Raw genomic sequence first — 13,895 nt, 5'->3', positions numbered from 1 at the left:
TCCGATATAATCACCCGTTCATATTATTGACGATGAAAAAGCGTATCAAGGGATTTATAAGCTTTGTGAATATATGTCAGAGGATGTCTCTCCGCCCAGGCAAACGATTACAGCTGTTCAGTCGGCTCGGTGCGCTGTCCGGCAGTTTTTAACTCTGTCATTCGGGCGCTGGTGCGATTTCGGCCTGCTTTTTTCGAACGATACAGATATTCATCCGCTTCGGTCATCAAACGATTAAAGACCTCCGTCAACTGTGACGGCTCGGATTTTCCACTTCCCAGACCAATACTGACGGTCAGAAAAAGCGACTGCCCGCGCCAGCTGAACGGATGTTGTTCAACCGAAGTGCGTATCCGTTCCGCCAGGGCGTAAGCCTGCTCAGAAGAAACCGCGTTCACCACCACGGCAAACTCTTCGCCACCCATGCGCGCCACCAGCCCTTCGCTGCCCACCGTCTCCTGCACTTTGCGCGCAAAGGCGGCCAGAACGGTATCACCGCACTCGTGGCCATAGTTATCATTGATGCTTTTGAAGTAGTCGATATCCAGCAGCATGACGGTCAACCGCGGGCTTTTGCGCTTTCCTTCGTCATTTTTTAGCGCCTCATACAGCCCGGAGCGGGAATAAACCTGAGTCAGAAAATCGTAATCGGCACGCAGGGAGACCTGGCGGATCAGGGAGTTGATCGCCGCCATACTGACCGACACCAACAGCGGACAGATGGCCATGGTGGCAATGCCCAGACGGGCTGAGAACATCATCGGGGTGGTCAGCGGCGTGGTCGCCACGATGGTGATGATGGAGTTGGCCACCAGGGTGATCTCCACCGCCCCGGTGACAAAGGTTAGCAGGCAGGTCGCAGGCAGAGAATAACGCACCGCACACCAGATCAGCGCCGGCAGTGGAAACACCAGCGCCCCGGCCCCGCCAATCGCCACCGAGGCGATCACCGAGATAATCAGCGCCACCACCGGCATCAGATGGTCGATGCGCAACGCGCGGTTGAACGCAGGCCAGGTGATGGTCAGCAGGCACGGTACAATCAACACCCCGGTGGAAAATTGCTCGCTAAACCAGTCGGCCACCAGCGGCCAGAAGTTTCGGTTGGACACCCCGCCCGACACCGTGGCTCCCACCAGAGCGCACAACAGCGCGGCCAGCAGACAGTAATTAAACAGCCGCAGCGCGTTAACCGGATCGGGCGTGCTGATGTTCAGCCGCTTATCACGCTGAAGCAGCACGGCGACGGTGACAATAAACACCATATTGGACAAGTTGATGCCAAGTGACGCGATCCCCCATTCGGTGGTGATGAGGTCGTACACCAGCATGGCAATATACGCAATGGCGTAATAGTGCAGGCGGTTCAGCCAGGCGTAACGGGCAAACACCCCGGCCATGACCCCATTGAGCGGCCAGAACAGCGAGAGTGCCTCCACCAGACGAAGCTGCGCGCCGATAAAATAGAACAGCGTGGTCAATAAAAATATTGCCGTCGCATTTCGGAACGGGCTGTGCGGCTGAAAAAGTGTGAATGTTCTGGTTTCAGCAGAAGGCATGCAATATCAATCCATAGGGTTGCTTTTAACAATGCCTTAGCATCCGAGCCGATGAATGTTAAAAGTTTGGGATTAATGTATATCACATTAAGGGGATAACGATCATCATCCAGTTAGCTGTCTTATCAATTGTGCCTTCAGGCTGACGGCTCATGCTGTGATTAATAGACCGAACGCCCCAGCTGCTGGGTCAGGTGTTCCAGCATCGCGACACCCGCAAGGGAATTCCCCGCGTCGTCCAGCTCCGGGCTCCAGACCGCAATTGCCATCTCGTGAGGGACGATGGCCACCACCCCGCCCCCGACGCCCGATTTTGCAGGCAGCCCCACCCGCCAGGCAAACTCACCGGCATTCTGATACATACCGCTGGTCGCCATCAGGGCATTAATCTGCCGGGCCTGCATCGGCGTAACGACGGGTTGAGAAAGATGCTGCGCATAGCCCTGAGCGGCCAGAAACAGAAAGGTGTTCGCCAGTTCAACGCAGTTCATCTTCAGCGCGCAGTAGTGGAAGTAGTTTTGCAGCACCGTTGGCACGTCGTTATGGAAATTGCCGAACGACTTCATCAGCCAGGCTATCGCCGCATTGCGCGCCGAGTGTTCAAACTCTGAACGGGCGACAGCGGCCTCGTAGCCGATATCGCTCACCCCGGAGAGCTGACGTACAATTTCCAGCATACGCTGTCGCGGCGCGCTGAGGCGGCTTTGCAACATATCGCACACCACCAGCGCCCCGGCGTTGATAAAGGGATTGCGGGGTTTGCCCTGTTCGATCTCGAGCTGCAGCAGGGAGTTGAACGGCTGGCCGGAGGGATCTTTCCCCACCCGCTGCCAGATCTCGTCCTCGTCATACTGGCGCATAGCCGCCACCAGGCTGAGAACTTTTGATATCGACTGAATGGAGAAACGCTCTGTGGCATCGCCAGCCTGAAAGCGCCGCCCGTCCACGGTACTGATGGCGATCCCAAGTTTGTTGCCGTTGACCGAGGCCAGCGCGGGAATGTAATCGGCCACTTTACCCTTGCCCAACAGAGGACGGATTTGCGCCAGAATAGCATCCAGCATCTGATTGTTAATGTTCGCAGCCATCGGTGGCTCCTTGCTCACAGGCCAAAAACGGCCTGCGAGTATAACAGAGGCGTATGGATGACGTCAGGCAGGAAGTCGGAACCGCGAGACCGCCTGTAACAGCAGGCCGGATTCATCATGCAACCGCCGGGAGGCTTCAGAAGCGGTATTCACCAGTATATCGGTCTGGCGGGCCACCTGGTTCAGCGCCTGCAGCTGGCCGGTCATGCGGTGGATGCTGTCGCCCTGGCTGAGGGTGGCAACGGAGATCTCATTCAGCAGACTGCAGAGATTGCCCACCAGACCGATCACCTGCTGCAGATTATCCTCCAGTCGGGTGACGGCCTTCGAGCCATCCTCGATGCCCTGCAACGAATGGTTGATCAGTTGCTGGATGGTTTGGGTCGAATGGCTACTTTTGCGCGCCAGCAGGCCCACTTCCCGCGCCACCACGGCAAAGCCGCGCCCCTGATTACCGGCATGGGCCGCCTCGATGGCCGCATTCAGCGCCAGAATATTGGTCTGGAAGGCCACGTTATCGATGATGGCCACAATGCCGCGCATCTCTGAAGAACGCTCCACGATCGCCGCCATTGAGGCGTTGACCGTCTCCATCATCCGGTCACCCCCTGCCGCCATCTCCCGCGCCTCGTCCGCTCGCGAGCTCGCCAGTTTTGCATAGCCGCTATTCCCCTCGACGTGGGTCTCCAGCGCGGCGATATGTGCCGTGACCTCTTTCAGCTCCTGCGCCTGGCGCGCAGACTGGTGATACAGATCCTGGTTACCCTGCGCCAGCGAGCCAATGTTGGTCACCATCGCGGTGGTCGCCTCGCTGACCTGGGTTACCAGCTGTTGCAGGCCCTGCTGGAGGGTATCAACGCTGCCACCAAGTTGCGCAATCTCGCGGTTAAAACGGGTCAGGGGCGGTAACGGGGCAGAGAGATCTCCCGCCGCCAGCAGATTGATGTGGGCGATAAGGCGACGCAGCGGGACGATCACCCAGCGCGACATGCCAAACCACACCGCAACCGCGATCGCCAGCAGGATCACCGGGGCCAGCAGAAACAGCGATTGCAGGCTGGAGAGACTGGCCGTCAGCCGCTGCCGCCCTTCTGCCGCACGTTGGGCGCTGGCCTGCTGATAGCGGGCATAGTTGTCATTGAAATCTGCCTGAAACGCCTGGGCGGGCACGGCAAAGAAGGCATCAATCGACTGACCGTTCACCAGCCCGTCGGCCAGCTCGCGGATGGCATCGAAAAACAGCTGGTAGCTGTTGAGCAGTGCCTCATCCTGCGGCGGGCGCATCGCCTGCCATGCCTGCCAGGCCTGCTGAGAATCACGCAGCGCCTGTTGCGCCTCATCCATCAGGCTGTGCCAGCTGCCCTCCGATCCGGTCTCTTTATCCTGCATAAAGTACACGCCCGCACGGTTAAGCAGATCGCTTGCTGCCAGAAGCGAGATGCGCGCCTGATCGACCTTCGCCTGTTGCAGATAAGCCATCTGATTGCGCTGTTCATTGCGCTGGGCATCGCGCAGCGAGACGGAAAGTAAAAGTGATGAAGAGATTTGTAGCGCGGAAAAGAGCCCGATGATACAGAAAATCCCCGCCAGCAAACCAAACTGCCGGGGAGTAATGCGGCGAAAAATTTGCATTAAGTTCATAATTTCTTCATTAACAATGCCTTAGACGGGGGCGAGTCTACGCAGTGAAAATGACAGAACTATTTCAGAATAATGACAAGGGGCTGGCGGTAAAAGACTTGCGACTCCCTTTTAAATTCTAATGATTTAATTCGAGTAATAATCGGGTATTGATATATAACTTCTCACGACCAACGTTCATTTCCTCCAGCACACCAATCTCTACTAATTGCTTGAGGTAGGATGAAGCCGTCTGACGTTTTGCCACGCCAGCCTTTACGAGATTGTCTATCCGGCAATAGGGTTGGGCAAAGAGTACCCGCACCAGTTCGTGAGTATAAATTTTGGGTAATGCCTTACGCACGTACTCAGTGGTTTCCGCTATCAGTTCCCTAACTACTGCTATCTTCTTCGTTGTCCATTTCGCCGTATTTTCTACCGCTTCGAGTACAAAAAGTATCCATGACTGCCAATCCCCATTCGCAGTCACATTTCGTAATAAGATGTAATAATCGTTACGCCTTGCCAGAATGAAGCGAGACAAATAAAGAATGGGCGATGACAATAATCCTGTCTGAATCAAATACAGGATATTCAGGATCCATCCCGTGCGCCCATTACCGTCGGGAAACGGATGAATGCACTCAAACTGGTAGTGGGAGATTGCCATTTCGATCAGCGGATCGACATCATCCTCGGCATGGAGGAAGCGCTCCCAGTTAGCCAGGAGATCGCGGATAGTTGTTTCGCCAACAGGCGGGGTATAGACCACATCCTCGTTCTGATCGCGTAAAACTGTACCCGGCGTTTTACGAATATCGGTTTGTACGGCCCGTAGCGCAGTACAAATCTTTATCGCGGTATTGGTGCACAAGGGGTAGCTATTGAGATGGAGATATCCATCGTATAACGCTGTACGGTAGCGTAGCGCTTCCTTTGTAGCGGGATCGGCATTTTCGGCACGGTCAACATACTGAAAAAGCTGATCGCTGGTGGTCACAATGTTCTCAATACGGGAAAAGTCCTTTGCTTCCAGCACTGGAAGGATATTTATCAACAAACTCTGATCGGGTATCAATTCGCCCGCAGTTTTTAGCTCTGCAATCGCTGCGCGCGCACTAATACAAGCTTTGAGTACTCTGCGTGTTTCAATGCTTTCCAGATCGGGGGAGCGCGGGAAGTTCGTTATAGGGTACGACAGGATTCCAGCTCATATGTTAAAAAAAACCATTTTTATCGACATATAGCTATTTTGGGTCGATGGAATAAACATGTCACGAACATATATTTAAAAAATTGCATTTTATTGACATATCTCGCAAACATGTCGAGGCCATAAAACGTTCTGGTCCAAAGGTTCTGTTTGTCAGGGCTTAACAATCCTGAGTGATGACTTTTTCAGTACGAAATCAGCACTGCATAAGGTTATCCATAAAATTGCAAAGCTTTTACTTAACCGTACCGAATAGTTGCAGTGTAACCAATTGTTAAATATATTTTTTTACTACCGTTTAAAACACCGTTATTTCAGTAGTGCTTTTACATACTATTCGCATGGGCTATGATGCATTCTCAGTTTAGAGAAGGTTTTTAAGATAACATCCAAGGCACATATCACCCTACTGATGAATAAGCCATTCATCCACCAAATGACTAAGAGTTAATAATCAGTCTCCAATAATGACAAAAACTGGGGTTCTGATAGTAAACGCTTCGTAAGCTACCCGGGATTTTACAGGATTTAAATGAGGCAACGTATGGATACTGAATACAGTAAATTCAATTATGCACACAATAAAGATAAGTTATTCGCCAATCTTATTAGTATAATTGATGGAATCATAAGTGACGGAAATACTAATAAAAAAGAAATTCTTTATCTTGATACATGGCTTATGGAGGCCGACTTACTAAGCCGCAATTATTGCGTGCAGGCAATACGCAACAGGGCTAAGGATGTCCTCTCGGCTGATGTAATAACGGATACTGAACTAAAAGTGTTCAAGGCTGATCTTCTCAAAATTCAAAAACAATTGATTGATATGCCGGATTTGGATCTTTATTCCGTTGAAGCAGACCGCCACCTTCTTGAGGGACTGTGCAAAGGAATGCTTGCCGATCATCAATTGGTCGATGATGAAATTAGATATCTCAATTGGTGGCTAACCAATAATGGTACGTTAAAGAATAATTACCCTGGCAAAGAGCTGTTCAAGCTTGTTTCCGAAATTCTGAAAGATGGAGTGATCACTCCAGAAGAGCGTGAATCACTTAAACAAGGGCTCACTGCTTATACGGGGTGTGATTTAGCAACAGGAATAGTTGATGGTATGTCTACCAGATTACCTGTAGATGTTATTGAGTCGTTAGATCTTACGGGAGCAATTGTATGCCTCACTGGTGACTTCCTGTATGGCAAAAGGAGCAAATGCAAAGCCACTATTGAAGCAGCAGGCGCAACGGTATGTGACAACGTAACAATGAAAATCAATTATCTTATTGTTGGGACCTTAAGTTCTAAAGACTGGATGTATCAGAGCTACGGAAGGAAAATAGAAAAGGCTGTAGAGTATAGAGATAATAAAAATATTCCGCTAAAGATCATTAGCGAAGAACAATGGCAAAGATTCATGGCTTAGCTGTTTATAACCCTCGAGTCTTCAGGAGCTGAAGACTCGAGGGTTAATGTGCGCCATTAGAGGCGCGCACTGTTAAACCCGGTTTTTCCACACCGTCTGCACGTTACAGAACTCATGCAGGCCAAAGTGCGACAGCTCCCGGCCAAAGCCGCTTTTCTTCACGCCGCCGAACGCCACGCGGGCGTCGCTGGCGCTGTAGCCGTTGATAAACACCCCGCCGCACTCGAGCTGACGGGCAAAGCGATCCGCCGTCTCCTGGCTTTGGGTAAACACCGTTGCAGAGAGGCCAAAATCACTGTCGTTGGCGAGGGCCAGCGCGTGATCGGCATCGGTTGCCACGGTGATGGCCGCCACCGGGCCAAACAGCTCCTGACGAAACGCCGTCATATTCGGGGTGACGTTACCCAGCACGGTCGGCGCATAGTAGTTACCTGCCCCGGCCACCTTCTCGCCGCCCAGCAACAGGGTAGCGCCTTCGGCAAGGGTGGCCTGAACCTGCTGATGCAGCTCGTCGCGCAGATCGAAACGCGCCATCGGCCCGAGATAATTTTCTTCGCTGTCGGGCGCGCCCATTTTCAGGGCTGAAGTCGCATCGACAAAACGGCGGCTGAATTCATCGGCCACACCCGCTTCGACGATAAAGCGCTTTGCCGCCGCACACACCTGCCCGGTGTTCTGATACCGACCGGCCACCGCCGCTTTTACCGCCAGATCGAGATCGGCATCGTTCAGAACAATAAAGGGATCGGACCCGCCCAGCTCAAGGACGCATTTTTTCAGCGCGGCACCGGCCTGTGCGCCAATGGCGGCCCCGGCACGCAGGCTGCCGGTGACGGTGATCGCCGCAATGCGCGGATCGGCAATCATCTGGCTCACTCCGTCATTGGTGGCATTCAGCTGGCTAAACACCCCCTGCGGAAAACCGGCGTCATTAAAAATCTGTTCAATCAGGTTCGCGGCACCCAGCACGTTCGGGGCATGCTTCAGCAGATAGCTGTTGCCCGCCAGAAGAATGGGCACGGCGCCGCGCAGCACCTGCCACAGCGGGAAGTTCCACGGCATGACCGCCAGCACAGGGCCTAAGGGACGATACTCAATCACCGCGTCGGCCACCTGCGTCGCTTCGGTTTTCAGCATCGCAGGCCCCTGTTCGGCATACCAGTCGCAAAGACTGGCGGATTTAGCCACCTCCCCGCGCGCCTGGGCGATGGGCTTGCCCATCTCACGGGTCATGATCCGGGCCATCTCTTCGCCACGGTTGCGCAGCGCGGCACCCAGATCCCGTAATTTTTGCGCACGCGCCATCACCGGCACGGCGCGCCAGTAGCGAAAAGCGGCATCGGTCTGCGTAAGCGCATGGTCAATGTCAGCAGCGGTCGCCCACGGCCAGGTGGCCAGGGTTTCGCCGTTAGCCGGGTTAATGGTCAGGGCATGTGTCGCAGAAGAGATCGTCATGATGTGCTCCGTAAATTGAGTGTTGATTTAGTGTGACGCACTCTGCTATTTCTTAAAAATGAATAATAATAACCACCTTATTCACGAATCGAGAACGATATGGATCTGACCCAGCTGGAGATGTTTAACGCCGTCGCCCAAACCGGCAGCATTACCCAGGCCGCGCAGGTAGTGCATCGCGTGCCCTCCAACCTCACTACCCGCATCAAACAGCTGGAGGCCGATCTCGGCGTGGCGCTGTTTATTCGCGAGAACCAGCGGCTGCGCCTCTCCCCGGCTGGGCATAATTTTTTACGCTACAGTCGGCAAATTCTGGCCCTGGTGGATGAAGCGCGGATGGTGGTGGCGGGCGATGAGCCGCAGGGATTGTTCACCCTCGGCTCGCTGGAGAGCACCGCGGCCGTACGTATCCCGGCCTCGCTGGCGCAGTTTAACCAGCGCTACCCGCGCATTCAGTTCGCCCTGGCGACCGGCCCCTCGGGGACGATGATTGATGGGGTGCTGGAAGGAACGCTGAGCGCAGCGTTTGTCGACGGGCCTTTAACCCATCCGGAGCTGGAGGGTATGCCGGTCTACCGGGAGGAGATGATGCTGGTGGTGCCAGCCGGTCATGCGAAAGTCGTGCGGGCCACCGAAATCAGCGGGCGCGATATCTATGCGTTTCGCGCTAACTGCTCCTATCGCCGCCATTTCGAAAGCTGGTTTCACGCCGATCGCGCCACGCCGGGACGCATCCATGAGATGGAGTCCTATCACGGTATGCTGGCCTGCGTAATTGCCGGGGCGGGCATCGCGCTGATGCCGCGTTCAATGCTGGAAAGTATGCCCGGACATCAGCAGGTGGAAGCCTGGCCGCTGGCAGAAAACTGGCGCTGGCTCACCACCTGGCTGGTGTGGCGCCGGGGGGCGATGACCCGGCAGCTGGAGGCGTTTATAGCGCTGCTAAACGAAGATCAGCCACAAGCATCTTCTCCATAAACAGGCTCAGGGGATCGGGCGCGTATGGCGCAAACGCCTCGCGCAGCTGATATCCGCAGCGTTCATAGAGCCGGATGGCCGGTAGCTGTTTAATCCCGGTCTCCAGCCGCAGGGTATGGCAGCTGCGGCTCAGGGCTTCATCTTCCAGCGCCGCCAGTAGCTTTTCACCCAGCCGCTGTCCACGATGCGTTGGATCGATCCAGACCCGTTTCATCTCGCCGCTGCCGTCGCCGTTCAGCACGATTGCGCCGCAGCCGACCGCATTAAGCTGGCGATCGCGGATCACCATCATGATCAGCCTGTGCGCAGGCAGCGCGGCAAGGTCCAGCAGATGATTGCTCTCCGCGGGATACAGCGCGCTTTGATAATCATCCAGGGCGGCAATCAGGTTCGTAATATCCGGATGTGCGGGTGATTCAGAGGTAATGGAATACATGGCAGGCTCCTTTTGTCGTTTTTCTCCACCTTAACCCCGGGAAGCAAACGCAACGGCATATTTTTAACTTATAGCGGCACCTGACCATTGCGCCGCCTGCTACGGCGGCGTAAGTTTGAGGCTTATCACCGTAAAACCTCAGGAAAAACAATGAACACCAAAGCCCGCAAAGTGATGATTATCGGCGCCGGAAATGTCGGCACCTCAGCGGCTTACGCCCTGTTAAATCAAAATATCTGCGAAGAGTTGCTGCTGGTGGATATCAACCAGGCGCGCAGCGAAGGCCATGCCTGGGATCTGGCAGACGCCGCCGCCTATATGCCCGGCATGATGAGCATCTCCACCCGCGAGGTGAGCGACTGTGCCGATGTGGATATCGCGGTGATCACCGTCTCCGGTGGTGCCCTGAAACCCGGACAAACGCGCCTCGACGAGCTGACCGCCACGGCCAGTATCGTCAAAGGCATTGTCCCGCAGATGATGGCGGGCGGGTTTAACGGCATTTTTCTGATTGCCACTAACCCCTGCGACATCATCACCTGGCAGGTGTGGCAGCTCTCCGGCCTGCCGCGTAATCAGGTTATCGGCACCGGCGTCTGGCTGGATACCACCCGCCTGCGTCGCACCCTGGCGCAGGCGCTGGATATCGGCGCCCAGAGCATCGACGCTTTTATCCTGGGTGAGCATGGCGATACGCAGTTCCCGGTCTGGTCGCATTCGACGGTGTACGGCTCACCTGTTGCCGAAGTTTATCAGCGCCACACCGGCCAGACGCTGGATGTTGACGCGCTGGCCGAACGCGTGCGCAAGCAGGGCTTTGAGATATACGCCCGCAAGGGCTGTACGGAATACGGCATCGCCGCGACCATCGCCGAGATCTGCCGCAATATCTTCACCGGCAGCCACCGGGCGCTGGCGATCTCCTGCGTGCTGGACGGTGAGTACGGTTTAGAAGGGGTCGCGATTGGGGTGCCGGCGGTGCTGGCCCAGAGCGGCGTTCAGCAGATCATCGAGCTGAAGCTGGAAGAAGAGGAACAACAAAAATTCCGCCATTCGGCGGAAGTGATCAAAGCCAATATCGCCCGTCTGCCCTGAGCCGTTAAGGCGCTAAGGTCAGGGTGGCATCCAGCTGGCTTAAGGTCTGCTGCACCCCTTCATCGAGGCGTTTATCGGTGACAATATCCGTCAGCGAGTTAAGGTGCGCTACGTTAAACAGCGACCAGGCGCCATATTTCGAGCTGTCGGCCAGCAGCACGCGGCGTCGGGCGTTGGCAATCAGATCGCGCTTCAGCGCCGCTTTCTCTTCCGTCGGGGAGGTGATACCGCGCTCAAGATCCCAGCCGTTACAGCTGACAAAGGCGATATCCGGCCAGATGTTCTGCAGCATGCGGCGGCCATGCTCGCCAATGCAGGACTGGCTGGTATCGTCGATGCGCCCGCCAATGATCGTCACTTCGATCTGCTTAAACTCGGACAGAAACAGGGCAATATGCAGATCGCTGGTGATCACCCGCAGCGGCAGATGGGTCAGCTGACGCGCAAGCTCAATCATAGTGGTGCCCGCATCGAGCACCACCGCGTCCCCGGCTTTGACAAAGCTCGCCGCGGCACAGGCGATGTCGTGTTTCTCCGCCAGGCTGCGGTGCATCTTTTCACTGGTGGTGGGCTGGGAAGGGATGAACCGGTTCAGAGTGACCCCGCCGTGGGTACGGCTGATGACTCCCTCCTGGTCAAGCTTAATCAGATCGCGGCGAATGGTCGCAGGCGAGGCATCCGTTGCCGCCACCAGCTGATCCACCGTCACCAGATTGTGCCCTTTCAGGTAGTCCATTATCTGTTCTAACCGGCTATATCCCTTCATATTATTCCCGTGTGATTTGCATCGCTAACTGGATAGAAACCGTCATGCTCTCAGACTTCGCTTTACCTGTCCACGCAATGTCGAACGCGGTGCCATGGTCGGCAGAAGTCCGGATAAACGGCAGCCCGGCGGTGATGTTCACCCCGTCGTAAAAACCGAGTAATTTTAGCGGAATATGACCCTGATCGTGATACATCGCCACCACTATGTCGTACATGCCTTCGTGGCACTGCATAAACACCGTGTCCGGCGGGCACGGCCCAAAAACATTCAGTCCCCGGGCCTTCATCGCTTCAACCGCCGGGCCTACAATTTTAATCTCTTCGTCGCCAAACAGACCGTTTTCCCCGGCGTGCGGGTTCACCCCGGCCACGGCGATGCGCGGATTACTGTAGCCCACGCGTTTGAGGAAGGTATCCGCAATACCAATCACGGTTTTTACCCGATCCTGGTTGAGGGTATCAAGGAATTTGCGCAACGCGATATGGGTGGTGATGTGGATCACCTTCAGCTGGTCGGTATAGAGCACCATGGCGTAATCTTTGCTGTCGGTCAGGTGTGCCAAAAGCTCGGTGTGGCCGGGATAGTGGTGGCCCGCCAGATGCAGCGCCTCTTTGTTCAGCGGCGCCGTGGCGATGGCTTTCACCTCCCCCGCCATCGCCAGCTCGGTGGCGCGACGCACGCAGCGGTAGGCCAGATCGCCCGCCTGCGCCTGCACCACGCCGGGCTGTAAGCTGTCGGGCTCCGCCAGCGGTTCATCCAGCACGTTGATGATGGCCGGGCCGAACTGTGCATCGCTGACGCGGGTAATCACGCGTAACTCCGCCGGAGCGGTGATGCCTTTCTCCAGCACACGTTGCAGGGTTCTGGCACAGCCCACAACTACCACTGGCGCGCCGGACAGCTCGCTCTCGGTCAGGGATTTGATAATGATTTCCGGGCCGATGCCCGCCGGGTCACCCATCGTTACAGCAATGATATTAGTCACTCATCTTCTCCTCGATAAAATGCAAAACCTCAAGCAGCGTGGTTTCAGTACCAAAACCGCCCGCTTTAGTCATGACTGGCCCCTGCCAGCGACAACCCAAAAATCGACCGAACGGCACGCACTGCGCCACCTGTCCGGTTATGGCAAAACCTTGCGCATTAAGCGTGCTGGCCACCGCCATCGCCACATCGCCCCCGGAGACATACAGCGCCGCCGGGCGGCTGGTTTCCAGTGCGTTACGCGTCAGCTCACCCAGAAAGGCGCTGATGGTCTCCCCCAGCGCCGCGCGGCTTAATCCGCGCTGCTGGCACAGGGCGTCAATTTGATGCCGGGCCTGGGTATCGGCGCAGGTGTGCACCACACAGTGCTGCCCCGCGGCCAGCGCCGCGGCGATCTGCTGCTGGTAGTCCGCCATCGCCTCGTTAAACACATCATTGATATCTATTAATACAGTGCTGACATTGTGCTGACCGCGCACGCGCTGGATCTGCTGCTGAGCAATTTCACTCATCGAACCGATCACCGCCAGCAGCTGGCGCGGGGTGGCAAGACGGCGCGCAAGGGCGTCGCACAGCCCGGCGGAGCCCACCAGCAGCGGACGCTCATCGCAGGCAAAGACCGCCTGGATAATCTGATCCAGCGCCTCGTCGGTTTGCGCATCCACAATCACCAGACGTGCATCACTCTGTAATGTCGTGGCAAGCTGCGCCGGGGTCACCACCCGGCTCTCAAGCGCGGTTTGCTCCGCCAGTACTTTTGCTATCTGAGCGTGGCGCACCGGGGTTTTCGGATCGCTGGCAAACTCGGTCTCCGTCACCGGTACCCCCTTTACCAGGCAGAGGCCGTTCTCGGTGGTGCGCCCGGCGGCCGGGAACGCCGGGGCGATAATCGCCTGGCGTTTACCGCTGAGGGTCAGCAGCGCCTCGATCTCCGCGCCCGGATTGCCGCGCAGCGTCGAGTCGATTTTTTTAATCAGCCATTGCGCGGCATGAATATCGGTGGCGTACTGCGCCAGTTTTTCAGCGGCCTCTGATGCCCCCATTGCCCGACTGTCGCTATTAATAACCAGCGCATCGGTAGGGTCGGTAAAGGGCGTCTTAAAAGCCACGCTGACCTTTTTGCCGCTTAAGGCCAGGCTTACCCCGGCATCGTTGGCACCGGTAAAGTCGTCAGCAATCACCACGACGTCTCTGTTCAGGTTGTTCTCTTTCATCCCCACTCCGGGTTGGCATTTCCTGTTAATGATTATATTCAATCATGATTGATTATAT

General features: G+C 55.8%; 11 protein-coding genes and 1 pseudogene. 3 read left to right on the top strand and 9 right to left on the bottom strand.

Features of this window, described 5'->3' with window-relative positions:
• Nucleotides 1–107: 107 nt before the first annotated feature.
• From MXM41_RS01445 to fic, 4 genes and pseudogenes are all read right to left on the bottom strand, one after another.
• Nucleotides 108–1,559 (bottom strand): diguanylate cyclase domain-containing protein, encoded by a 1,452-nt coding sequence (locus MXM41_RS01445; protein WP_325929455.1) that lies wholly within the window; start codon nucleotides 1,557–1,559, stop codon nucleotides 108–110.
• Nucleotides 1,560–1,720: 161 nt separating this feature from the next.
• Nucleotides 1,721–2,647 carry a glutaminase B gene (glsB, locus tag MXM41_RS01440; RefSeq protein ID WP_325929454.1) on the bottom strand — a complete coding sequence of 309 codons (927 nt, stop codon included), beginning with the start codon at nucleotides 2,645–2,647 and terminating at the stop codon, nucleotides 1,721–1,723.
• A 63-nt stretch (nucleotides 2,648–2,710) separates the two neighbouring features.
• Nucleotides 2,711–4,288: a methyl-accepting chemotaxis protein gene (locus MXM41_RS01435; RefSeq protein ID WP_325929453.1), complete on the bottom strand. Its 1,578-nt coding sequence runs from the start codon at nucleotides 4,286–4,288 to the stop codon at nucleotides 2,711–2,713.
• Between the two features lie 118 nt (nucleotides 4,289–4,406).
• Nucleotides 4,407–5,481: pseudogene (gene fic, locus MXM41_RS01430) on the bottom strand (protein adenylyltransferase Fic).
• 543 nt (nucleotides 5,482–6,024) lie between these two features.
• On the opposite strand from fic, the gene MXM41_RS01425 reads away from it, so the two are divergent.
• A complete protein-coding gene (locus tag MXM41_RS01425) occupies nucleotides 6,025–6,906 on the top strand; it encodes a BRCT domain-containing protein (protein ID WP_325929452.1) in 882 nt (293 codons plus the stop codon).
• A 72-nt stretch (nucleotides 6,907–6,978) separates the two neighbouring features.
• On the opposite strand, the gene sad is transcribed toward MXM41_RS01425, so the two are convergent.
• Nucleotides 6,979–8,361, bottom strand: a complete 1,383-nt coding sequence (gene sad / locus MXM41_RS01420) for a succinate-semialdehyde dehydrogenase (RefSeq protein WP_325929450.1) — start codon at nucleotides 8,359–8,361, stop codon at nucleotides 6,979–6,981.
• A gap of 99 nt (nucleotides 8,362–8,460) precedes the next feature.
• Between sad and ptrR the strand changes: the two genes are divergently transcribed.
• Nucleotides 8,461–9,339 (top strand): putrescine utilization regulator PtrR, encoded by an 879-nt coding sequence (ptrR, locus tag MXM41_RS01415; RefSeq protein ID WP_325929448.1) that lies wholly within the window; start codon nucleotides 8,461–8,463, stop codon nucleotides 9,337–9,339.
• On the opposite strand, the gene MXM41_RS01410 is transcribed toward ptrR, so the two are convergent.
• Nucleotides 9,293–9,775: a GNAT family N-acetyltransferase gene (locus MXM41_RS01410; RefSeq protein WP_325929447.1), complete on the bottom strand. Its 483-nt coding sequence runs from the start codon at nucleotides 9,773–9,775 to the stop codon at nucleotides 9,293–9,295. The genes ptrR and MXM41_RS01410 overlap by 47 nt on opposite strands.
• Nucleotides 9,776–9,925: 150 nt before the next feature.
• On the opposite strand from MXM41_RS01410, the gene MXM41_RS01405 reads away from it, so the two are divergent.
• On the top strand, nucleotides 9,926–10,870 hold the full coding sequence (locus MXM41_RS01405; RefSeq protein WP_325929446.1) for an L-lactate dehydrogenase: 945 nt from the start codon (nucleotides 9,926–9,928) through the stop codon (nucleotides 10,868–10,870).
• Between the two features lie 4 nt (nucleotides 10,871–10,874).
• Here the strand turns inward: MXM41_RS01405 and MXM41_RS01400 are convergent, their stop codons facing one another.
• From MXM41_RS01400 to dtnK, 3 genes are read right to left on the bottom strand one after another with little or no spacing between them, the layout of a single operon-like run.
• Nucleotides 10,875–11,636, bottom strand: a complete 762-nt coding sequence (locus MXM41_RS01400) for a DeoR/GlpR family DNA-binding transcription regulator (protein ID WP_325929444.1) — start codon at nucleotides 11,634–11,636, stop codon at nucleotides 10,875–10,877.
• Nucleotide 11,637: 1 nt separating this feature from the next.
• Nucleotides 11,638–12,624 carry a D-threonate 4-phosphate dehydrogenase gene (locus tag MXM41_RS01395; RefSeq protein ID WP_325929443.1) on the bottom strand — a complete coding sequence of 329 codons (987 nt, stop codon included), beginning with the start codon at nucleotides 12,622–12,624 and terminating at the stop codon, nucleotides 11,638–11,640.
• Entirely contained in the window at nucleotides 12,617–13,837 is a 1,221-nt protein-coding gene (dtnK, locus tag MXM41_RS01390; protein WP_325929442.1) for a D-threonate kinase, read from the bottom strand. The genes MXM41_RS01395 and dtnK overlap by 8 nt, the downstream gene beginning before the upstream one ends.
• Between the last annotated feature and the right edge of the window lie 58 nt (nucleotides 13,838–13,895).

This window comes from Leclercia adecarboxylata (assembly GCF_035787115.1).
GTDB classification, from domain to species: Bacteria; Pseudomonadota; Gammaproteobacteria; order Enterobacterales; family Enterobacteriaceae; genus Enterobacter; species Enterobacter adecarboxylatus_E.
The sequence above is the reverse complement of the archived record's forward strand: the minus strand, read 5'-3'. Positions and strand labels throughout refer to the sequence as shown.

Coding starts and splice junctions, on each gene's coding strand:
- MXM41_RS01405 (WP_325929446.1), top strand. CDS start 9,926: ATGAACACCAAAGCCCGCAAAGTGATGATTATCGGCGCCGGAAATGTC.
- ptrR (WP_325929448.1), top strand. CDS start 8,461: ATGGATCTGACCCAGCTGGAGATGTTTAACGCCGTCGCCCAAACCGGC.
- glsB (WP_325929454.1), bottom strand. CDS start 2,647: ATGGCTGCGAACATTAACAATCAGATGCTGGATGCTATTCTGGCGCAA.
- MXM41_RS01400 (WP_325929444.1), bottom strand. CDS start 11,636: ATGAAGGGATATAGCCGGTTAGAACAGATAATGGACTACCTGAAAGGG.
- MXM41_RS01435 (WP_325929453.1), bottom strand. CDS start 4,288: ATGAACTTAATGCAAATTTTTCGCCGCATTACTCCCCGGCAGTTTGGT.
- MXM41_RS01445 (WP_325929455.1), bottom strand. CDS start 1,559: ATGCCTTCTGCTGAAACCAGAACATTCACACTTTTTCAGCCGCACAGC.
- MXM41_RS01425 (WP_325929452.1), top strand. CDS start 6,025: ATGGATACTGAATACAGTAAATTCAATTATGCACACAATAAAGATAAG.
- sad (WP_325929450.1), bottom strand. CDS start 8,361: ATGACGATCTCTTCTGCGACACATGCCCTGACCATTAACCCGGCTAAC.
- MXM41_RS01410 (WP_325929447.1), bottom strand. CDS start 9,775: ATGTATTCCATTACCTCTGAATCACCCGCACATCCGGATATTACGAAC.
- dtnK (WP_325929442.1), bottom strand. CDS start 13,837: ATGAAAGAGAACAACCTGAACAGAGACGTCGTGGTGATTGCTGACGAC.